The organism is Streptomyces sp. BE20, assembly GCF_036322525.1.
Lineage (GTDB): Bacteria > Actinomycetota > Actinomycetes > Streptomycetales > Streptomycetaceae > Kitasatospora.
In genome coordinates, this window is the sequence record NZ_JAQYWW010001221.1 from 42,980 (window position 1) to 62,767 (window position 19,788).

The 19,788-nt window shown below is 74.6% G+C and carries 20 protein-coding genes; 5 read left to right on the plus strand and 15 right to left on the minus strand.

The annotated features are described in order from the left end of the window. Positions 1-5 precede the first annotated feature (5 nt). The 3 genes from PUR61_RS42020 to PUR61_RS42030 all read right to left on the minus strand — a co-directional run bounded on the left by PUR61_RS42020 (position 6) and on the right by PUR61_RS42030 (position 3,105). Positions 6-1,232, minus strand: a complete 1,227-nt coding sequence (locus tag PUR61_RS42020) for an acyl-CoA dehydrogenase family protein (protein ID WP_329885236.1) — start codon at positions 1,230-1,232, stop codon at positions 6-8. A gap of 374 nt (positions 1,233-1,606) precedes the next feature. Further along, positions 1,607-2,101, minus strand: a complete 495-nt coding sequence (locus PUR61_RS42025; RefSeq protein WP_329885237.1) for a hypothetical protein — start codon at positions 2,099-2,101, stop codon at positions 1,607-1,609. Positions 2,102-2,877: 776 nt separating this feature from the next. Beyond that, positions 2,878-3,105: a DUF397 domain-containing protein gene (locus PUR61_RS42030; RefSeq protein WP_380363265.1), complete on the minus strand. Its 228-nt coding sequence runs from the start codon at positions 3,103-3,105 to the stop codon at positions 2,878-2,880. Between the two features lie 263 nt (positions 3,106-3,368). Between PUR61_RS42030 and PUR61_RS42035 the strand changes: the two genes are divergently transcribed. Together PUR61_RS42035 and PUR61_RS42040 are read left to right on the plus strand one after the other, a co-directional pair. Further along, positions 3,369-3,908, plus strand: coding sequence for a PTS-dependent dihydroxyacetone kinase phosphotransferase subunit DhaM (locus PUR61_RS42035; protein ID WP_329885238.1), 540 nt, complete (start codon positions 3,369-3,371; stop codon positions 3,906-3,908). A 246-nt stretch (positions 3,909-4,154) separates the two neighbouring features. Further along, positions 4,155-5,084: an NAD-dependent epimerase/dehydratase family protein gene (locus tag PUR61_RS42040; protein ID WP_329885239.1), complete on the plus strand. Its 930-nt coding sequence runs from the start codon at positions 4,155-4,157 to the stop codon at positions 5,082-5,084. Positions 5,085-5,131: 47 nt separating this feature from the next. On the opposite strand, the gene PUR61_RS42045 is transcribed toward PUR61_RS42040, so the two are convergent. The 6 genes from PUR61_RS42045 to PUR61_RS42070 all read right to left on the minus strand — a co-directional run bounded on the left by PUR61_RS42045 (position 5,132) and on the right by PUR61_RS42070 (position 9,670). Next, complete coding sequence (locus PUR61_RS42045; RefSeq protein WP_329885240.1) at positions 5,132-5,620, minus strand: NUDIX hydrolase; 489 nt, start codon at positions 5,618-5,620, stop codon at positions 5,132-5,134. A 30-nt stretch (positions 5,621-5,650) separates the two neighbouring features. After that, positions 5,651-6,283, minus strand: a complete 633-nt coding sequence (locus PUR61_RS42050) for a NeuD/PglB/VioB family sugar acetyltransferase (RefSeq protein ID WP_329885241.1) — start codon at positions 6,281-6,283, stop codon at positions 5,651-5,653. 26 nt (positions 6,284-6,309) lie between these two features. Then, on the minus strand, positions 6,310-7,104 hold the full coding sequence (locus PUR61_RS42055; RefSeq protein WP_329885242.1) for a sugar transferase: 795 nt from the start codon (positions 7,102-7,104) through the stop codon (positions 6,310-6,312). A gap of 41 nt (positions 7,105-7,145) precedes the next feature. Beyond that, positions 7,146-8,330 (minus strand): glycosyltransferase family 4 protein, encoded by a 1,185-nt coding sequence (locus tag PUR61_RS42060; protein ID WP_329885243.1) that lies wholly within the window; start codon positions 8,328-8,330, stop codon positions 7,146-7,148. Then, positions 8,323-9,165: a polysaccharide deacetylase family protein gene (locus PUR61_RS42065; RefSeq protein WP_329885244.1), complete on the minus strand. Its 843-nt coding sequence runs from the start codon at positions 9,163-9,165 to the stop codon at positions 8,323-8,325. Before PUR61_RS42065 ends, PUR61_RS42060 begins: the two co-directional genes overlap by 8 nt. 232 nt (positions 9,166-9,397) lie before the next feature. After that, positions 9,398-9,670, minus strand: a complete 273-nt coding sequence (locus PUR61_RS42070; protein WP_329885245.1) for a hypothetical protein — start codon at positions 9,668-9,670, stop codon at positions 9,398-9,400. Between the two features lie 588 nt (positions 9,671-10,258). Here PUR61_RS42070 and PUR61_RS42075 point away from each other — a divergent pair. Beyond that, positions 10,259-11,452, plus strand: a complete 1,194-nt coding sequence (locus tag PUR61_RS42075) for a polysaccharide deacetylase family protein (protein ID WP_329885246.1) — start codon at positions 10,259-10,261, stop codon at positions 11,450-11,452. 99 nt (positions 11,453-11,551) lie between these two features. Here the strand turns inward: PUR61_RS42075 and PUR61_RS42080 are convergent, their stop codons facing one another. Then, positions 11,552-12,322, minus strand: a complete 771-nt coding sequence (locus tag PUR61_RS42080) for a glutamate racemase (RefSeq protein ID WP_329885247.1) — start codon at positions 12,320-12,322, stop codon at positions 11,552-11,554. A gap of 57 nt (positions 12,323-12,379) precedes the next feature. Here PUR61_RS42080 and PUR61_RS42085 point away from each other — a divergent pair, with 57 nt between their 5' ends. Beyond that, entirely contained in the window at positions 12,380-13,519 is a 1,140-nt protein-coding gene (locus PUR61_RS42085; protein ID WP_443035333.1) for a glycosyltransferase, read from the plus strand. 24 nt (positions 13,520-13,543) lie between these two features. Continuing rightward, positions 13,544-14,290, plus strand: a complete 747-nt coding sequence (locus PUR61_RS42090) for an SAM-dependent methyltransferase (protein WP_329885249.1) — start codon at positions 13,544-13,546, stop codon at positions 14,288-14,290. Positions 14,291-14,435: 145 nt separating this feature from the next. Here PUR61_RS42090 and PUR61_RS42095 read toward each other — a convergent pair whose 3' ends face one another. The 5 genes from PUR61_RS42095 to PUR61_RS42115 form a co-directional block, all read right to left on the minus strand. Continuing rightward, positions 14,436-15,311: an alpha/beta fold hydrolase gene (locus tag PUR61_RS42095; RefSeq protein WP_329885250.1), complete on the minus strand. Its 876-nt coding sequence runs from the start codon at positions 15,309-15,311 to the stop codon at positions 14,436-14,438. Between the two features lie 248 nt (positions 15,312-15,559). After that, on the minus strand, positions 15,560-16,759 hold the full coding sequence (locus tag PUR61_RS42100; protein ID WP_329885251.1) for a glycosyltransferase: 1,200 nt from the start codon (positions 16,757-16,759) through the stop codon (positions 15,560-15,562). A 3-nt stretch (positions 16,760-16,762) separates the two neighbouring features. Further along, entirely contained in the window at positions 16,763-17,977 is a 1,215-nt protein-coding gene (locus tag PUR61_RS42105; protein WP_329885252.1) for an ABC transporter ATP-binding protein, read from the minus strand. Beyond that, the gene (locus PUR61_RS42110) at positions 17,967-18,878 is read right to left on the minus strand and encodes an ABC transporter permease (protein WP_329885253.1); all 912 of its coding nucleotides are present in this window, start codon (positions 18,876-18,878) and stop codon (positions 17,967-17,969) included. The genes PUR61_RS42105 and PUR61_RS42110 overlap by 11 nt, the downstream gene beginning before the upstream one ends. Positions 18,879-19,094: 216 nt before the next feature. Further along, on the minus strand, positions 19,095-19,778 hold the full coding sequence (locus tag PUR61_RS42115) for a thiol:disulfide interchange protein DsbA/DsbL (RefSeq protein ID WP_329885254.1): 684 nt from the start codon (positions 19,776-19,778) through the stop codon (positions 19,095-19,097). Between the last annotated feature and the right edge of the window lie 10 nt (positions 19,779-19,788).

A 19,788-nucleotide genomic window follows, 5' to 3' on the forward strand; every position in this document is an offset into this window, starting at 1 on the left:
CCTGCTCAGGGCCGGGCGCCGCGCTCCAGCGCCGCCCGGCCGGCGGCCTCCAGGACGGCCTCGTCCGGGGCCAGGTGGACCCGGCTGCTCAGCACGTCGCGCAGGTAGCGCTCCAACGGGTGACGCCGGCTCAGCCCCGGGTTGCCGGTGAGCGAAACGGCCTGCTGGACGGCCGAGATGGCGGCCCGGGAGGCCAGCAGATGGGCCGGCCCGGTACGGGCGACCGCGTCCGGTTCGGCCCGGTCCACCCGCGGGGCCAGCCCGTGGACGAGTTCCTCCGCGCCGATCAACTGGGCCTCGATCTCCCCCAGCGCGGAACGGTACCGGGGCAGACTGCCGAGCGGCTCGGTCAGATTGGCCGGAGTGCGCTGGTGCAGGAAGCGGACCAGCCAGTCCTGGGCGGAGCGGGCGACCCCGACGGCCACCGCGGAGAGCGCCAGATCGTGCCAGGCGCGGCTGAGTTCGGCGGCCGGTACGGCCTCGGCGGCGGCTCCGGGAGCGGCGGCCCCGCCCTTCACGGTTCCGCCCTTCGGCGGGGTGAGGCCCAGCGCGAGTTCCGCCGGGACGTGCACCTCCTCCAGGACCACGTCGTGGCTCGCGCTGGCGCGCAGGCCGAGCTGGTCCCAGGTCGGGTCGATCTCCAGGCCCTCGCTCTCGCCGCGGACCAGGAAGGTGCCGATCCGGGGTACCGGTTCGTCGGTCCGCGCGGTCACCGCCATCCAGGCCAGCGCCTCGGCGCCGGTGCAGTAGGTCTTCCGGCCGCTGAGCAGCCAGCCGTCACCGTCCCGCCGGGCGATCGTGGCGGGCGGCGCCCCGGTCCGGCCGCCGGGCTCCACGCGCAGGGTGTTGACCAGCGCCGGGCCGCGTCGGGACTCGTTGAGAAGCCGCCGGTAGCCGGCCGTCGGCCAGCCCGCCACTCGCGCCTGTTCGGCGTGCTGGAGCAGGGTGAACGCGGTGACCACGGCCACCGAGGCGTCCCCCCGGCCGAGTTGGGCCAGCACCCGGACGGTGTCGGCGAGCGTGCCGCCGGGGCCGCCGTACCGCCGGTCGACGGTCAGCGTGAGCAGCCCGGCCTCGTGCACCGCCTCGATGCCCTGGTACGGGAAGGTGGCGTCGCGGTCGTGCTCCTCGGCCCGCGCGGCCAGCAGATCGACGACCCGGGGCAGTCCGGCGAGCGCGGCCGCGACAGGCGACTGGGCGGCGGGTGACTGGTCGGCAGCGGTGGTGGTCATGGTGCTGGTGCCTCCGGGCGGCAGCGTGGGCTCGGCATCTGCGGGCGGCACGCCGGACTGGCGCGCGGTACCGGTGGGCGGCCCCGGAGGTCAGCGGAACGCCCGCCCCCGGATCGGCGCCGGCCGCCCGGCCGGCCGCCCGCCGCCTCGGGGACGAATCCCCCTCAGGAGCCCGGACACGCAGCGCTGGCGGTACGCCGCAGGTCGAGATAGCTGCGGCGGGTCAGCAGCGGAAGACGGCACGACATGTTCGCGACTGTACGAAGCCGTGATCGAAACCGTCAAGCAGCGCCCGTGGGCCGGAACGGGCCACCCGGCGGTGCACCGAACGGGAATCGGAACCCTGCCCTCCGGGGCAGGGTTCCGGCGACCGATCAGCCCTGCTGGAACATGTCCGCGGGCAGCGGCTTGAGCAACTGGTAGAGGTCGTCCGAAATCGGTCGGTCCCAGGAGGCGATGGTGACCTGCACTCCGTCGCTCCGGCCGAACTGGGAGCAGAACACCCGGCCCTCGCTGACCTTGACCTTCTTCACGATGAGCAGGTCGTCCCCGAGCAGGACCGGGAAGTCCTCCGCCGAGACGAACTCGACCGGTTCCTCGTCCTCCAGGGCCGCGAGCAGCTGCCGGACCTCGAAGGGCACGCTGTCCCCGGTGTCCCGGGCCGGCGATCCCTCGGGGAGATTGCCGATGAACATCGCCGGTCCTCTGCCGCCGAACAGGTCGTAGCGCAGGAAAATCCCCTGGCAGGAGCCGTCGGGACCGGTCATCATGGCCGCACCGAAGTCACCGGGCCAGTCGCCCGGATCCATGGCGAGCACGTCGAAGTCCGGGCCGGTGGGCTGGCCGGAGCGACGGCGGAGAAAAGACATGGGAACATCGTACGTGCCAAGCACACCACGCTCACGGGGTGGGTGGGGCGCCGGACGGAGATCCACGCTCAGAGACCAATGTTGACTCTGAGCAACCGTCCGGGCTACGTTCGGTTCAGCACGACAGCCGTTCTGGGTTTCACCCTTCGGGGGGACGGCATGTCGCAACGCGGCCCTACACGCGTATCCCTCACTGTGCACACCGTCGTGCCGAAGTGCCGAGCACCCAGCTTCGTCGTCGCACACAGCACAGCACACAAGCCAACAGTTCCATGCACACAAGCAAGGTCCGCGGGGCCCCGGCCCGTCGCTCCCGTGGACCTGCTCGGGACGCCGCCGCGTGGGGGCGTGCGGGTCCCGAGCACAGGCACCGGTCTCCGAGTAGCTCTCGGTTCCGGCGCCACACCTCCCGGCGACTGCCGGCCCTTCGGGGCCGGGACCGGCCGACGCACCCCGGTGCGCAGGGGATGACTGGGAGGAAGCCCGGCAGCGCTGTCGGGTTACACAGCAGGCGCCGTGTCTGGCCGCGTGGGGGCGGTGGGCACGGCGTCTGTCTGTGCTCATACTCTGAGCTGCGTTTGTCTAACAGTCAACAGAAATTATGACGGCGCGCGCTCAAATGTGATCAGAAAGATGACCAGCAGAGACCTTGGTGCCGACCCGGGGGTCCGGGCCGGCACCGGACGCGCTCCGGACCTCCCCCGAAGGGGCCGGACACCCGGTCGCGGCGCCCGGCGGCCGGACCGGTCCGGCCGCCGGCCGGAACCGCCCGGACCTCAGGTGAGGTCGAACTCGCCGTCCCGCGCACCGAGCACGAAGGCCCGCCACTCGGCCGGTGTGAACACCAGGACCGGGCCGTCCTCCTGGCGGCCGTCCCGCATCCCGATGTAGCCGTCCACGAAGGCGATCTGGACGTCCCCGACACCCTGGCTGCTGCACAGCCAGGTGGCCCCCGCGAAGTCCACCTTCGGCTTCCCGTTCACGCCGAGCTCCACGGGCTCCACCGCATCCACCTCGGTCCCGCTGTTGGCTGCCACCACTGGTCTCTCCTCCCGACGGCCTGGACGGGCCCAGCCTAGTCACGGTCGCCGCCCCGGTCAGCGGGATGCCCGGACCTCCTCCGGCCGGGGCCGACAGCCTGTCAGCGGGCCCGCCACCGCCCCGGCTGTGCTAGGGCGTGTCCCGCACGGACGGGCGGCGGGCGAGCTGCCAGAGTGTGGAACGCCCCCACCGCCCCCGCCCCGCCACACTCCCCCAGGAGCAGCCGATGAGCCGCCGGGACGGCACCCGCGCCGATGTCATCCCCATCTCCGAGGCTCCCTCGGCCCACCCTCCGGCGCCCCGCACCCCGCCCGGCCGCACGCCGCTGCCCCGGCCGGCTCCGGGCCGCCCGCCCGCACACGGCCGGGTGGGGATCGTCCTGGTCTCGCACAGCCAGGAGCTGGCCGCCGCCGTCCGCGCCATGGCGCTCTCGCTCGCCGACTCCGACTCGCCCGCGCCGGTCGCCGCGACCGGCGGGGACCTCGTCGACGGTCCCGGCATCAGCGCGGTGCTGGTGGCCGCCGCCACCCGCCGGGTCGACCAGGGGCACGGCGTGGTGATCCTGGCCGACCTCGGGAGTGCGGTCGCGACCGTCCGCGCGCTGCTCGCCGACGCGGACGAGCACGGGCTGCCGTTCCCCGTCCGGTTCGCCGAGGCCCCGTTCGTGGAGGGCGCGGTGGCCGCGGTGGCCACCGCCACGGCCGGGGGCGACCTCGCGGCCGTGCTGGACGCGGCCGAGGAGGGCTACCGCCAGCACAAGGGCTGAGCGCCGCCCCGACCGACCGGGGTCCCGAGCAGCCCCGGGCGGCCCCGAGCGGTGCGGCCCCGGGTGGATCCGCCGGCGGATCCAGCGGTTCAGGCGGTTCCCGGTCCCGGCCGGTTCCGGCCGTTCTCGGCGCTCCGCCGGTTCCGGCCGTTCTCGGGGTTCCACCCCACAGCCGGTGACCGCCCGGCTACCATCGGCGCAGAACCGGCCGAGCGGGCCCGGTGGTCGGAGGGGGGAACCTCAGCCATGCGCGTGGTCGTCACAGGCGGAGCCGGATTCATCGGGGCCAACCTGGTCCGGGCCCTGCTGGACCGGCCGGAGGTGAGCCAGGTACGGGTCGTGGACGACCTCTCCACCGGTCACAAGGGCAACCTCGCCGGGACGGGGGCGGTCCTCTTCGAGGGCACCGTCCTGGACCGCGCGCTGCTGGACGAGGCCCTCTCCGGCGCCGACGCGGTGGTCCACCTCGCCGCGCTGCCGTCCGTCCCGCGCTCGGTGGCCGACCCGCTGGCCAGCCACCACGCCAACGCCACCGGCACCCTGGAGGTCCTGGAGGCCGCCCGCCGGGCCGGCGGGCCGTACGTGGCCGCCGCGTCGTCCTCCTCCGTCTACGGCGCCAACCGCGAGCTGCCCAAGCGGGAGACCATGCGGACCGCCCCGATGAGCCCGTACGCGGTCAGCAAGCTGGCCACCGAGGCGTACCTCGCGGCCTACCACCACTGCTACGGGCTGGGCGTGCTGCCGCTGCGGTTCTTCAACGTGTTCGGCCCGCTGCAGCCCGCCGGCCACGCCTACGCGGCCGTGGTGCCGGCCTTCCTCGACGCCGCACTGGCCGGACGCCCGCTGACCGTGCACGGGGACGGCGGGCAGAGCCGGGACTTCACCTACGTCGGCACGGTCGCCCAGGTGATCAGCGACGCGGTCGTCCGCCGGGTGGTGCACGCCGATCCGGTGAACCTCGCGTTCGGCACCCGCACCTCGCTGCTGGAGCTGGTCGGCGAGCTGGAGTCGGTGCTCGGCCACCCGGTCGAGGTCGCGCACACCGAGCCGCGGGCCGGTGACGTCCGGGACTCGCAGGCCGACAACGCACGGCTGCGCGAGCTCTTCCCGGACGTCCGCCCGGTGCCGCTGCGCGAGGGTCTGGAGCAGACGGCGGCCTGGTTCCGCACGCTGTAGCCGCCGCCCGCCGCTCCGCCACCCGCCGCTCGGGGTCCGCCGCCGCGTCAGACGCGCTCGGTGCCCTGCCAGGTGAAGACCGCCGCCGCGCGGTCCGCCAGGGAGTGGCGGATCCACCCGAGCTCCTTCTCCTCCATCGGAGGCAGCTCGTCCAGCCCGAACCAGCCGACCGCGAGCGTCTCGTCGTCGTTGATCCGCGCCTCGCCGTCCACCGGCCGGCAGTGGAAGACGAGTTCCAGGTACCGCGTCAGGTCGCCGTTGGGGTAGGTGACCTCGGGCGAGACGGTGACCGAGACCAACCGCTCGGGGACGGCGACCACGCCGCTCTCCTCCAGGCACTCGCGGACCGCGCCGTCGGCGGGCTGCTCCCCCGGGTCAAGGATGCCGCCGGGCGGCGTCCACCGCCCGTCGTCGGCACGCTGGACGAGCAGCACCCGGCCGTCGTCGTCCAGCACGACCGCGACGACGGCGCTGAGCCAGAGCATGCGGGTGCCGACCACGGCGCGCAGGTCGGCGAGGAACTCGGGAATGGCCATGCCCGGTAGCCTATCCGGGCCGTCCCGGCCTCAGGGCGCGGTTCTCCGCAGCGGTCGGGCCGGGGAGCCGGCCACCACCTCGCCGGGGGGAACGTCCCTGGTCACCACCGCCGCCGCGCCGACGAAGGCGCCCGTGCCGACCCTGCGGCCCTGGAGCACCACGGCGTTCGAGCCCACGGTGACGGCGTCGGCGAGCAGCACCGACCCCGAGACGTTCCCGCCCGGATAGACCGTCACCCGCTCGCCGCACACGGTGTCGTGGCCGACGGTGGCGTTGTAGTGGACCTGGCTGTGCGCGCCGAGCCGGACGCTGCTGGAGACGTACGCGCCGCCCATCACCAGACAGCCCGGCCCGAGTACCGTCTCGGGGGCGACCAGCGCCCGGGGGTGGACCAGGGTCACCGGCTCGCCGCCCAGCCCGTCGAGCAGGGCGGCGAGCCGGTGCCGGACGGCCGGGTCGGCGATGCCGACCAGGTAGGGCGCGCCGCGTCCCAGGTCGGCGGGCCGGCGGACGGGCAGTCCGCGGACGGTGGCGCCGTGCGAGTGGTCGTCGAGGAAGCCCGCGACCGGGACGCCGGCCGCGAGCGCGGTGTCCAGCGCCTCGCGGCCGACGCCCCCGGCGCCGGCGATCCAGAGCCCGGGCCGGGCGGTGTCGGAAGGCATGCGGGCCATCCTGCCCGGTCGCGGCGTCAGGACGCCTCCTCGACGGCGGTGACGACGGGCCGGGCCAGTCGCTGGGCGACCGCTCGCCGGGGGCCGGTGGCCTGCCGGGGCAGGCCGATACCGGCGGGGAACGGCTGGTGCGCGGGCGGTGCCGGCGCGGGGACCGGCGCGGACGCGGGCAGGGACGCGGGCGTGGGGGCGGGGACGGGGACGGACGCGGCGGGCGCGATGGCCTCGGCAGGCTCGGTGGGCGCCGGGAACCCAGGGTTGACCCCGCCGGCCGCGGTGATGCCGGCCGGGCGCAGCAGCACCTTGACGGTGAGCAGGAGGATCCGCACGTCGAGCCGGAGCGATCGGTGCTGCACGTACCAGAGGTCGAGTTCGATCCGCTGGGGCCAGGTGATCGAGTTGCGGCCCTGGACCTGCGCCCAGCCGGTGAGGCCGGGGCGGACGTCGAGCCGGCCGCGCTGGCGGCGGGAGTAGTGGACGACCTGCTCGGGCAGCGTGGGCCGGGGCCCGATCACGCCCATCTCGCCGCGCGCGACGTTCCACAGCTGCGGCAGCTCGTCCAGGCTGGTCCTGCGGAGCAGCTCGCCGAGCCCGGTGATCCGCGGCGCGTCCTCCTCCTCGGGGAACCACCTGTCCCGCATGGTGCGGAACTTGAGGATCTGGAACTCCTCGCCGCGCAGCCCGGTCCTGGTCTGCCGGAAGAGCACCGGTCCGCCCATGGTGCAGCGGATCAGCAGGGCGATCACCAGGCCGAGCGGGATCGCGACGATCCCGGCCAGGACGGTGACCGCGAGGTCCCCCCCTCGCTTCATGACGGTCCTTCCCCCTGATGCGGTGTGGTGGGCGGGCCGGCTCAGCCGACCGTCCAGGGCAGTCCCTTGGCGCGGGCGACGGCCGCGTAGGTCTCCAGCGAGACGGCTGCCACGGCGCGCTGGTCGAAGCGCTCCGTGGCTCGGCGCCGGACGGCGGCGCCGAGCCGGTCGCGCAGGCCGGGCTCGGTGAGGAGGCGGTCCAGCGCGTGGGTGAGGGCCGGGGCGTCCCCGGGCGGGGCGAGGAGCAGGTGCTCGTCGTGGGTGCCGATCTCGCGGCAGCCGCGAATGTCGCTGAGCACCATCGGCAGGCCGCCGGCGGCGGCCTCCATGGCGGAGCGGGAGAACCCCTCCCGGTAGGAGGGGAGCACGAAGACGTCCAGGGCGGCGTAGACCGCGGGCATGTCGCTGCGCGGGCCCGGGAAGTCGACCCCGGACTCGGCGCCGAGGGCGTCCGGCTTGTCCGGGTCGTCCGGTCCGATCCAGACGAACCGGGCCTTGCCGGCCAGCGCGCGGGCGGCCTCGGCGTACTCGCGGATGCCCTTCTCGGCGACCCGTCGGCCGACCCCGCCGACCAGCAACTCGTCCGGTCCGACGCCAAGTTCGGCCCGCAGTCGGCCCCGGATGCGGGCGCGGTCACCCGGGTCGGTGGCGAACCGGGCGAGGTCGACGCCGTTGCCGACCACCCGCGAGCGGCGGGCCGGGACGGCGCGGGCCAGCGTACGGCGGTCCTCGCCGTTCTGGTACAGCTCGGCGTGCGAGAAACGGGCCGCGAAGGACTCGGCACCGAGCACGAAGGCCCGCTTGGCGAGCGGGTCGTGGGCCTGCGCCCAGAGCCCGTGGCAGGTGTTGACGACCACCGGGACGCGGGCGAGCCGGCCCAGCACGCGACCGAGCACACCGGTCTTCGGGTTGTGGGTGTGCAGCACGTCCGGGTGGATCCGGTCCAGCACGGCGAACAGCTCGCGGGCGGCGGCGGCGTCGGCGCGCGGCTGCCAGGCCCGGGTGAGCGCGTGCAGCGGCTCGTGCCGCACCCCGATCGCCTCCAGGTCGGCGACGTACGGGCCGGGCGCGCTGATCCCGTAGGTCGCGAACCCGGCCTCCAGGTCGACCTTCAGCTCGGTGGCGAGCAGGAGGTGCAGGCTCATGTCGACGGTGGTGAGGTGCGCGACGCGCAGCGGGCGGCCACCGGGGCCGCGCAGGCGCGGGAAGGGCAGGCCCTCAGGCACGGGCGCCCACCGCCTTCGCGGTGGCGACGATCCGGGCGTAGGCGCGCTCGGGGATCAGCCGGCCGTAGAGCTTGGCGCGGAAGAAGTCGATGGGGTCGGTGCGGCGGACGGGCACCCGGCGCAGCCGGACCGGGTCGACGCCGGGTACGTTGCGGCCGACCTCGCCGGTCGCGGCGGTCCGGAACCGCGCCCGCAGGGCCGGTTCCATGGGGGGGACGGGCACGCCCCAGGTGTAGGCGTAGTGCCGGGGGCGGACGCCGAGGTGTTCCTCGACGTCGTCGTTGCAGGCGTCGAGCTCGCCGGTGGAGAGCAGTTCGGGGCGGGCGTGGCTGCGGGTGTGGTTGGCGACCGTGCAGAGTCCGGAGGCGGTCATCTCGCGCAACTGGTCCCAGCTGAGGGCGGGGGCGCCGGTGGTCCTCGCCGTCGAGCCCGCCCAGCGCATCTCGCCGCCGACGTGGCCGCTGGCCAGGTAGATCGTGAACGGGAGGCGGCGCTCGCGCAGCAGCGGCCAGGCGTTCTGGTACACGTCGGCGAAGCCGTCGTCGAAGGTGAGGACGGCGCCGGGGGTGCGGCGCCCGGCCTCGATCCGGTCGGTCGCCTCGTCCAGGGACACCACCCGGCCGGGCGGCAGCTCGGCGAGCAGGTCGGCCTGGGCCGTGAACTCCGCGGTGGTGACGTCCAGCTCGTCCGGGCTGCCTCCGCCGACGCGGTGGTAGATCAGGACGGTGGCCCCCTCGCCGGGGCTCGCTCCGACCAGGCGGGCCAGCTGGCGCTTCACCTGGATCCGGATCCCCCCGGTGGCCGGGGCCGTTCCGGGCACGGCGGTGCCGCTCATCGTTCCCCCCTCTGCGACACCCTCCCCGGCGTCGGCAAATGGCCTCGCACCCGGGCCGGTCGGCGGCCCGGACGAGAATCACAGTAGGGGGAACTGTGGGGCTGGTGCCCTGGAATTGTGAAAGAAGCGAGAAGGAGCTGACAGATGGGCCGAAACCGGCCGATCTGACCGGTTGGGCTCGATCGGGCGTTCACTCTGCGATCGGGTTTGTCCGGGCCCGTTCCCGGGAAGATCAGACGGTCGCGCGGCGACGGTGACGGAAGAGCGCGAACCCGATCCGGCCGAGCAGCAGGACGCCGGCCGCGAGGCAGCCCGCCACCGCCATCGCCCACGCCGGACCGTCACTGTCCGGAACCGCGACGGCCACCACGATGCCCAGCGCGAGACAGGCCAGGCCGACCAGGGCCAGCGGCACCTGGTGGGTGACCAGCGCGCCTCCGTGCCAGAACCGGTCCATCCGGGTCGCGCCGTGCGGGTGGACGTGATCACGTTCCGCGTCTGCCATGAGCCCAAGGTACCCCGGTGCGGCGGCGGAGGCAGCACGCAGGACGTCATTTCCCGGACACGCTGGGCGACGATCACGCGCGCCGGCCGGCCGGCTCCCCCACCCGGCAGCGGCTTCCCATTCCGGCTGTCCCCGGTCGGTTCCCCCACACTCCGGTGCACCGTCCGGGGCACGCCCCGAGCGTGCATTCCGGCCTCGTTCCCGCCGGGTTTCCGATCACCGAAAAAACCTGGACTGTCCGGTACAACCATCAACGCGCCGTACCTGTCTCCATTACATTGAGCGATCCAGGAGCCGTCCGCGGTGCGGGTTGGGAGTCCCCGCCGTGGACCGGAGATACCCAGGGGGCGGAGCCGCCGTGCCCTGGAGTCGGAGGCCGGGCTCCGTCCTCCGGCGGTACCGCCACGCCGCATCGGCGACCGAGGGGGAACCGTGCCGCAGTCCCAGTCCACGACATCGACCTCCAGTTCCATGGCCCGGACCGCGGCCACGGTCAGGGCCCGCCCGGGCCTGCGACCGCTGCCGCCGGCCGGCACCCCGGCCACCGGGCGGACATCCGTGGGGCGGAAACCCACAGGCCCCGTAGCCGTGCCGACGCCCGTGGCCGTTCCGGTCACCGGGCCCGCCACCACCTCGCCGACCGACGGGCAGCCGGTCGCCGGGCAGGCACGCGCGGGCCAGGCGCTCGCGGGTGAGGCGCTCGCGGGTGAGGCGCTCGCGGGTGAGGCGCTCGCGGGTGAGGCGTTCACCGGCCAACCGCTCGGCGGGCAGTCGCTCACCGGCCCGGCCGCGGGCCGGAGCCTGCGGCCCGTGCCACGGCCCGCCCCCCTCCCGGTGCCGCGCCCGGCCCGGGGCGCCGACGCCGCTTGTCCGGCGGACGCACGCGGGGCGTGGCTCCGCTTCGCGCCCGTCCAGCCGCTGTTCCGGGCCCGGGCCGCGCAGCGGCTCGCCGTGCTGGCCTACCACGGCGTGACCGACCCCCGTTCCTTCGGCGCCCAGCTGGACCGGCTGCGAAGACTCGCCACACCCGTCTCGCTGGCCGCCGTGCAGCAGGCCGTCGCCGAACGGCGTCCGCTGCCCGCCCGCAGCGTGCTGGTGACCTTCGACGACGCCGACCGCAGCGTCCTCACCCACGCGCTGCCCGCCCTCCACGAGCGCGGCATCCCGGCCGCCGCCTTCGTGATCTCCGAACTGATCGGGACGGAGAAGCCGTTCTGGTGGCACGAGGCCGACTTCCTCGCCCGGCACGGCGGGCGCGCCCGGTCACTCGACTGCGGACACCCCTCCCAGTTGCTCCGCCGGCTCAAGGCGATGCCGGACCCGGACCGCCGGCGCAGCCTCCAGGAACTGCGGGTCAGCGCCGACCGCCGACCGCCCGGCCAGGACCAGCTCACGCCCGCCGACCTGCTCGCGCTCCGCGAGGGCGGCGTCGCGATCGGCAACCACACCCAGGGGCACCCGTGCCTCGGGCGCTGCGACGACGCCACCGTCCGGGCCGAGATCACCGGCGCCCACGAGGCCCTCACCCGCTGGCTCGGCGAGCCGCCGACCGCATTCGCCTACCCGGACGGCGGCCACGACCCGCGCGCCGAAACCGTCCTGCAGGAACTCGGCTACCGGCTCGGTTTCCTCTCCGACCACCGTCTCGGCCCCCGCCTCCCCAACCACCCGCTCCAGATCAGCCGTCTCCAGGTGGACTCCACGACGAGTACGCGCAGGTTCGACACGATCCTGTCCGGCCTCGAACCGGCCTACCGCCGCTGGCGCGGCCAGGCCGCCTGACGCCCGTCCGTTCGCCCTCACCCGCCCTCGCGCACCCTCGCGCACCCTCCCGCACAGGAAGTCGGCCCGTCCGATGTCCTGCGCACGGGCGCGGCTGGGTCAGACGGTCAGGGACCCGAGCAGGAGGGCCCTGGGGTAGCCGAGGGCGGCGGCGGGGAGCACGGCGGGGGCTCCCGCGTGGAGGACGGTGAGGGTGCCCGCGCCCTGACGGGTCGGGTCGGCGACGCGGCGCAGGGCCTGGGCGGCGACGGGCTCGGCCGAGCCGTGCAGGGTGAGCCCCGGAGCGGCCGTCGGGGCGACGGCGTCCCGGATCCGGTCGGCGACCAGCTCGTAGTGGGTGCAGCCGAGGACGACCGCGGCGGTGCCGGCGGGGGTGCGCTCGGCCGCGGCGGCGATCGCGGAGGTGATCGCCACGTCGTCACCGTGCTCGATCGCGTCGGCCAGGCCCGGGCAGGCGACCTCGGTGACGGCCGCCGCCCCGGCGAAGTCGCGGATCAGGTTCCGCTGGTAGGCACTGCCGGTGGTGGCGGGAGTCGCCCAGATGGCGACCGGGCCGCCGAGGGCGGCGGCCGGCTTGATCGCCGGGACGGTGCCGACGACCGGGAGGCCGGGTTCGAGTTCGGCGCGGAGCGCGGCGAGCGCGTGGACCGAGGCGGTGTTGCAGGCGACGACCAGCACGTCCGGCCGGTGCGCCGCGACCGCCCGCGCGCAACCGAGCGCGAGCGCGGTCACCTCCTCGGGCGTACGCGGGCCCCAGGGCATCGAGGCGGGGTCGGAGGAGAGCACCAGGTCGGCGTCCGGACGCAGCGTCCGTAGCGCGGCGGCGGCGGCCAGCAGGCCGATTCCCGAGTCCATCAGTGCGATCTTCACGGGTCAAGACTTTAGTCGATGCCCCCCGCCGGGCCCCTGGTGCGGCAGACTGCGCGGGTGACCGTCCTGCTGTGGATCGCTGCGCTCTCCCTGCTGGTCTGGCTCTGGCTGGCGGGCTGCCACGGGTTGTTCTGGCGTACCGACGTGCGGCTTCCGCCGCGCCGTCCGCCCGCGCGCTGGCCGCAGGTCGCGGTGGTGGTGCCGGCCCGGGACGAGGCGGAGGTGCTGCCGGTGAGCCTGCCGAGCCTGCTGGCGCAGAAGTATCCGGGGCGGGCCCGGGTGATCCTGGTGGACGACCACAGTACGGACGGCACCGGCCGGCTCGCGGCCGGGCTGGCCGCGCCGGAGGGGCTGGAGCTGACGGTGACCACGCCTCCCCCGCTGCCGCCGGGGTGGACGGGCAAGCTGTGGGCGCTGCGGCACGGCGTCGAACTGGCCGGGCCGGACGCCGAGTACCTGCTGCTGACCGACGCGGACATCGCGCACGGCCCGGAGTCGCTGGCCGAGCTCGTGGCCGCCGCCGAGAGCAACCGGCTGGACCTCGTCTCGCAGATGGCCCGGTTGCGGGTGGAGACGGGGTGGGAACGGCTGATCGTGCCGGCGTTCGTGTACTTCTTCGCCCAGCTCTACCCGTTCCGGTGGAGCAACCGGCCCGGCTCCCGGACGGCCGCGGCGGCGGGCGGCTGCTCGCTGGTGCGGCGGGAGGCGTTGGAGCGGGCGGGCGGCGTGGCGGCGATCCGGGGAGCGGTGATCGACGACGTGTCGCTGGCGCGGGCGGTGAAGGCGTCCGGCGGCCGGATCTGGCTGGGCCTGGCCGAGCAGGTGGACAGCGTGCGGCCCTACCCGCGGCTGGCGCAGCTGTGGCGGATGGTGTCGCGCAGCGCGTACGCCCAGCTGCGGCACTCGCCGCTCTTGCTGCTCGGCACGGTGCTCGGTCTGGCGCTGGTGTACCTGGTGCCGCCCCTCGCCTGCGTGGCCGGTCTCGCGACCGGCGCGTGGCTGGTGGCGGCGGTCGGCGGGGCCGCGTGGGCGCTGATGACGGGGACCTTCCTGCCGATGCTCCGGTACTACCGGCAGCCCGCGCCGGCTGCCCTGCTGCTGCCGTTCACGGCGGCGCTCTACCTGCTGATGACGGTGGACTCGGCGGTGCAGCACTGGCGGGGCAGGGGGGCCGCCTGGAAAGGCCGGACGTACTGAGCCCGGCTGCGGCAGACTGGCCGGATGGACCGTCGGACGATCTCCCGCCTCGCGCATGCCCACCACCCGATCGCCGCACCGGTCGCCGACGAGTCGGTGGCCCGGCTGCTGGCGCGGGCGACGGCGCGCACCGAGCACGGCCGGGCCCTCGACCTGGGGTGCGGCGAGGGCGGCTGGCTGATCCGTACGCTGACCGCGCGGACCGGCTGGGAGGCGGTCGGGGTGGATCTGGACGCGGCGGCGCTGACCCGCGCCCGGCAGACGGCGGAGGCGCTCGGCGTGCAGCGGCGGCTCGGCCTGCACCACCTGGACGCCCGGGAGTTCACCGATCCCGCGGGGTTCGACCTGGTGCTGAACGTCGGTGCCACGCATGCGTTCGGCGGGCTGCTGCCGACGCTGGACGCCGCCCGGGAACACCTGGCGCCGGGCGGCCGGGTGCTGGTCGGCGAGGGGTTCTGGGAGCGTGAGCCGGACCGGCCCGCGCTGGACGGGCTGGGTGCGGACCGGGACGACTACGCGGACCTGGGGACCACCGTCGACCGGGTGACGGCGGACGGCTGGACACCGGTGTTCGGGTACGTGAGCAGCCGCCAGGAGTGGGACGACTACGAGTTCTCCTGGACGGGCGCGCTGGCCGAGTGGGCGCTGGACCATGCGGACCATCCGGACGCGGAGGCCGCCCGGGCCGCGGCCGACCTGCACCGCGCCGAGTGGCTGCACGGCTACCGGGGGACGCTCGGCTTCGTGACGCTGCTGCTGCGCCGGGGCTGAACGGTCCCCGCGGACGCCCGGGCGGGCTGCCACGGGTCCGGGTCCGGGGTGCGGCGGCAGGGGTGGTGCGGCGGGCGGGGCGGTGCGGCCGGATCCCGGTGGCCGGCTCCCGACGCGCGGCTCCCGGGCCGCCCGCCCCCTCCGGCTACTTCTGGGTACGGGCGAGGAAGTCGTCGATCAGCGGGGCGATCTCCGGAAGCTTCTCCTCCAGCGCGAAGTGCCCGGTGTCCAGGACGTGCAGTTCGGCGTCGGGCAGGTCGCGCAGGTAGGCGCGGGCGCCGGGCTCGGTGAAGAACAGGTCGTTGCGGCCCCAGACGATCAGCGTGGGCGGGCGGTGCGTGCGCAGCCACTCCTGCCAGACGGGGTAGAGCGCGACGTTGGAGTGGTAGTCGAGGGCGAGTTCGACCTGAATGTCCTTGCGGCCGGGCAGGTCGAGGGCGTGCTGGTCGAGCGTCCAGCCGTCGGGGGCGACCAGCTCCGGGTCGCCGGTGCCGCCCTCGTACTGGGCGCGGGTGATCTCCAGGGTGAGGATGGCGCGGGCGCGTTCGGCGGCCCCTTCGACACCGGGCCGGTTGGCGATGAACTCCCGCGCCTGGTCGGAGAGTCCTTCTTCGTAGGCGTTGCCGTTCTGGACGACCAGGCCGGTGACCCACTCGGGGTGCCGGGTGGCGAGCCGGAGGCCGACCGGGGCGCCGAAGTCGAAGACGTAGAGCGCGAACCGGTCGAGGCCGAGGGTCCGGCAGAAGCCCTCGACCACGTCGGCCAGGGTGTCGAAGCGGTAGTCGAACGCGCCGGGGGCGGGGCTTTCGCTGTGACCGAAGCCCGGGTAGTCGGGGGCGATCAGCCGGTAGCGGGTGCCGAGCGCGTCGAACAGCCGGCGGAACTGGTGCGAGGCGGACGGGAAGCCGTGCAGCAGCAGGAGGACGGGGGCGTCGGCCGGTCCGGTCTCCCGGTAGAAGACGCGCAGACCGTCGACGTCGACGTGGCGGTGGTGGATGTGCGGGATCGTCAGCTCGCTCATGCTAACCATTAAACACCGCCGAACCAGTTAGGTAAATGCCTGCCCGCACTCCGGACGGCTACCCCCGCCCCACCTCCACCTCCACCTCCGCTACCGCCCCCGCCCCCGCCCCGTCACCGCCGCCCCGCCGCACCGCGCCCCCGCCCCGTCACCGCCGCCCCGCCGCACCGCGCCCCCGCCCCGTCACCGCCGCCCCGCCGCACCGCGCCCCCGCCCCGTCACCGCCGCCCCGCCGCACCGCGCCCCCGTCACCGGCGCAGCAGCCTGAGCCCGGCCGGCTTGGCGAACTCGAACCGGGCCATCTGCTCAAGGTCCTTCAGCCAGCCGACCGCACCGCCCGGACGCGCCAGCACCCGCCCGTAGAGCTCCTCGAAGGCGGTGGTGACGCTCTCCAGCGAGAACCGGCCGACCACCCACTCCCGCCCCCAGTCGCCGAGTTCGGCCCGGCGGACCGGGTCGTCGAGCAGCCCGCGCAGCTGCCCGGCCAGCGCGGCGGGCTCGCGCGAGCCGTCACCGAAGCCGTACATGCAGCGGGAGGCGTGCGGTTCGACCAGCGGCCCCGGCTCGTGCACGGCGGTGTAGCCGGCCGCGCCGTGCACCACCACCGGCTTGCCGAAGGCCAGGCCGCGCAGCGCCGAACCGCCCATCCCGAGGACGACGTCCCCGGCCTGGTAGGCCGGCCGGGGATCGGCCAACTGGCCCGGGACCAGGACGGCTTCACGGCCGAGCGCCTCGTTGGCCTCGGCCGCGCGGGCGCGCAGCCGCTCCAGGCTCGGCCCGGCCCCCACCACGGCCAGCCGGACCCGGGGGTCGTCCAGCAGCCGGACGGCGTCGACGGTGAGTTCGGCGCCGGCGTCCTTCTCCAGCGCGGGCACCAGGCGGGTGACCACGACCAGCAGCAACTCGCCCTCCCGGATGCCGTGTTCACGCCGGAAGGCGGCGCCGTCCGCCGCACCGGGCGCATCGGTCACGGTGTCGACCGGCGGCTCGATCAGGCTGACGTCCCGGTGGCCGAAGGCCCGGCCGTCGCCCATCAGCGCGCCCAGGCCGAGCACCAGCGGCTGGTGCCGGGGCAGGCCCCGCAGCATCCGGATGCCGTAGAAGGTGGTGACCACCGGCAGCCGGCCGTAACGGCCGGGCCCGAAGTACGCGTTGCGGGCCGCCCGGACCTCCCAGGCGTGCAGCAGCTGGCTGCCGTGCTCGGCGGCGAGCCGGCCGAGCCGTCGGCGGACCTCGGCGTGCGGGGTGTCGGGCCCGCCGGCGACGACCACGTCCAGGCCGTGCCCGGCGGCGATGTCGACCAGCGGCGCCGGGCCGGCCACTCCCTGGGCGAAGAGCACCGGCTCGTGGCCCCGTTCACGCAGGGTGCGGGCGATGTCGACCGCGTTGAGCTGGGCACCGCCCAGGGTCAGGTTGTTGAGGTGGACGAGCACCCGGACCGGTCGCACGCGTCAGTCCTCCCAGCGGTGCGGGACGAACACCGGCGCGGCCAGGACCACGGCGCGCGGGGGCGAGTCCAGCATCGGCCCGAAGACGTCGAACTGGCCGACCGAGTGCCAGCTCATCAGCGTCCCGCCGTCGGTCCTGCCGATGCTGTAGACGCCGGCCCAGAGCGTGTACCGGCCGCGCGGCAGCGGCAGCCGGGGTATCACGCAGGAGACCGGGTGGTCGCCGCCGGTGAGCCGGATCTCGTGGCTGATCTGGAAGATCGGGCTGGAGGTGCCCTCGCTGACGCCCAGGTGCAGGGTCGCGTCGCCGCGGTAGTCGCCGCCCAGCGTGAGCTCGACGGTCATCGGCTCGTCGGTGGTGAGGCTCTCGCGGCCCTCGCCGCGCACCCCGTGCCTGAGCAGTCGGAGCGGCTCCCCGGTCCGGCCGCCGGCCTCGGACTGCGCCTCGATCGAGTCGCGGTATCCCGCCATCGCCTCCTTGATCCCGGCGTCCACCCGGATCGAGCCCTGCTCCAGCCAGATGCCCCGCCGGCAGATCGACTCCACCGCGGGCAGGTCGTGCGAGACGAAGACGATGGTGGTGCCCTGCTCGGCGACCTCGCGCATGCGGTCCAGGCAGCGCTGCTGGAACACCGCGTCACCGACCGCCAGCACCTCGTCCACCAGCAGGACATGGGGTTCCAGGTAGGCGGCGACGGCGAAGCCGAGGCGCATCTGCATGCCGGAGGAGTAGAACTTCACCTGCCGGTCTATGGCGCCGCCGAGCCGGGCGAACTCGACGATGTCGTCGAACCGGGTGGCCACCTCCCGCCGCCGCAGGCCGAGCAGCGCGCCGAACAGGTAGATGTTCTCCCGACCCGTCAGGTCGGGGTGGATGCCGGCCCGGATCTCGATCAGGGCGCCGATCCGCCCGCGCACGTCGATCACCCCGCCGTACGGGTACATCACCCGGGTCAGCATCTTGAGCAGGGTGGACTTGCCCGAGCCGTTGGAGCCGATCAGCCCGACCGAGTCGCCCGGCTCGATGTGCATCGAGATGTCGCGCAGCGCCCAGCGCCAGTCCTCGCCCTTCTCCCCGCGCAGCCGGCGGGCCATGGAGTCGACCTTGTCCCGCAGCAGCATCCGCTGCTGGTCCGCCTTGAAGCGCTTCCACACCTGGTCGGTGCGGATGGTGCCCGGCGGGAGGTCACGGGCGGCGGCGGTCGGGCTAGGCGACATCGGCGATCCCCGTCTCCAGCTTCTTGAACAGCAGGTAGCCGCCGACCAGGAACACCACCGAGGAGACCGAGGCGATCGAGGTCAGCGTGGCGTCCGGCGCCCGGCCGTACAGCAGGGCGTTGCGGTAGCCCTCGATCACGGCACCGAGCGGGTTGAGGCCGACGTAGATCTCCTGGAGTCGCTCCGGGATCTGCGCCAGCGGGTAGGCGACCGGGGTGGCGAACACTCCCATCTGCGTGATGATCGGCAGCAGGTGCCGGACGTCGCGCAGGTAGACCACGGCCACCGAGAGGACCAGCGCCACGCCGTAGGTGAAGGCGAACTGGACGAGCAGCAGCGGCAGGACCCAGAAGAGGGTCGCCGCGGGCGCGGTCCAGAACACCAGGAAGAGCAGCCCCAGGACGGCGGTGCCGATCAGCATGTCGACGCCGGCCACCAGCATGGTGGCGAGCGGGAAGACCTCGCGCGGGCAGTACACCTTGTTCAGCAGGCTGAGGTTGTTGGCCAGGCTCAGCGCACCCTGGTTCATCGTGTTGCTGAAGAACTGCCAGACGATCAGGCCGACGTAGGCGAACAGCGGGTACGCGGCGCCCTCGGTGTCGACGTCGACGGCCCGGCGGAAGACCAGCGTGAAGATGGCGCAGAGCGCGAGCGGGGTGAGCACCGCCCAGGCGAAGCCGAGCACCGCCTGCTTGTACCGGGCCCGCAGGTCGCGTTCGGCCAGCGCGCGGACCAGCTCACGGGCCCCCCACAGCTCGCGGGCCACCCGGGCCGGGCGGAGCCGGCGCTTGAAGACCAGTTCGGACGGCGGCCCCTCGGCGGCCTGCGGGTGCGCCTCGGTGTCCGCGGCCCGGCCGGCCGGCCCGTCGACGAGCTGTGTGCGTTGTCCCCCCACGGACATCTGCCCTCTCCGGTACCGGCGGTATCGAGAAGTGGGCTCGTCAGGGCGGTGCTTGACACCGCTCCGGTGCGGCCCGGCCCCCACTGTGGCACAGAGTGTGGTCGACGGGGGTCGGTTCGGTGAACGTGATCGGATCGCGGCCCGGGGGGCGGCCGAAAAGGGCGGGTCGGCCGAAATCGGCCGACCCGCCCGGGGGTTCGGGAGGCAACGCCGGGGTCAGAACCGGATCGTGCGGGGGTGGCGCTGCTGGTCCTGCGCGACGAGGTGGTCGAGGATGCCCGGCATCGCCTCGACGCCGCCGGCGTTGGTCGGGGAGGTCCGGTACTCGCCCTGCACCACGACGGTGGGCAGCTCGTTGATGCCGTACCGGACGAACAGCGCGACGGCCTCGTCCACGGCCCGCTGGACGTCCTCCGAGCGGTACACCTCGCGGAACCGCTGCGCGTCGACGCCCTGGCGCGCGGCCCAGTCGGTGGTGAGGTCCTCGGTGGTGAGGTCCTGCTCGTCGGAGTGGATCGCGCGGAACGCGGAGGACTGCAGCCGCTCGACCAGGCCGAGCCGCTCCAGCGTGTAGTACAGGCGCGCGTGACCGCGCTGCGCACCCTCCTCACGACTGCCCTGCCAGATGGCCGGCACCCGGCGCAGGTCGACGTCGGACCGGTGCTTCTCGACCCAGGTCTGGAGAGGCTGTTCGAGCTGCTGGGAGTGACCGCAGTCGTACCAGAAGAACTCGACCGCCTCGGTGCGGGCGCTCTCGCGCACCGGCTGCGGCTGGTCGAGACGGACGAACTGGGCGCCCTCGCGGGGCGGCTGGTGGGAGACGGCGCCGGCCTGCACGGGGCACGCGGCGATCCCGGTGGCGACGGCGAGCAGCAGAGTGGTTCTCAGGATCGACTTCACACGGGGCAGT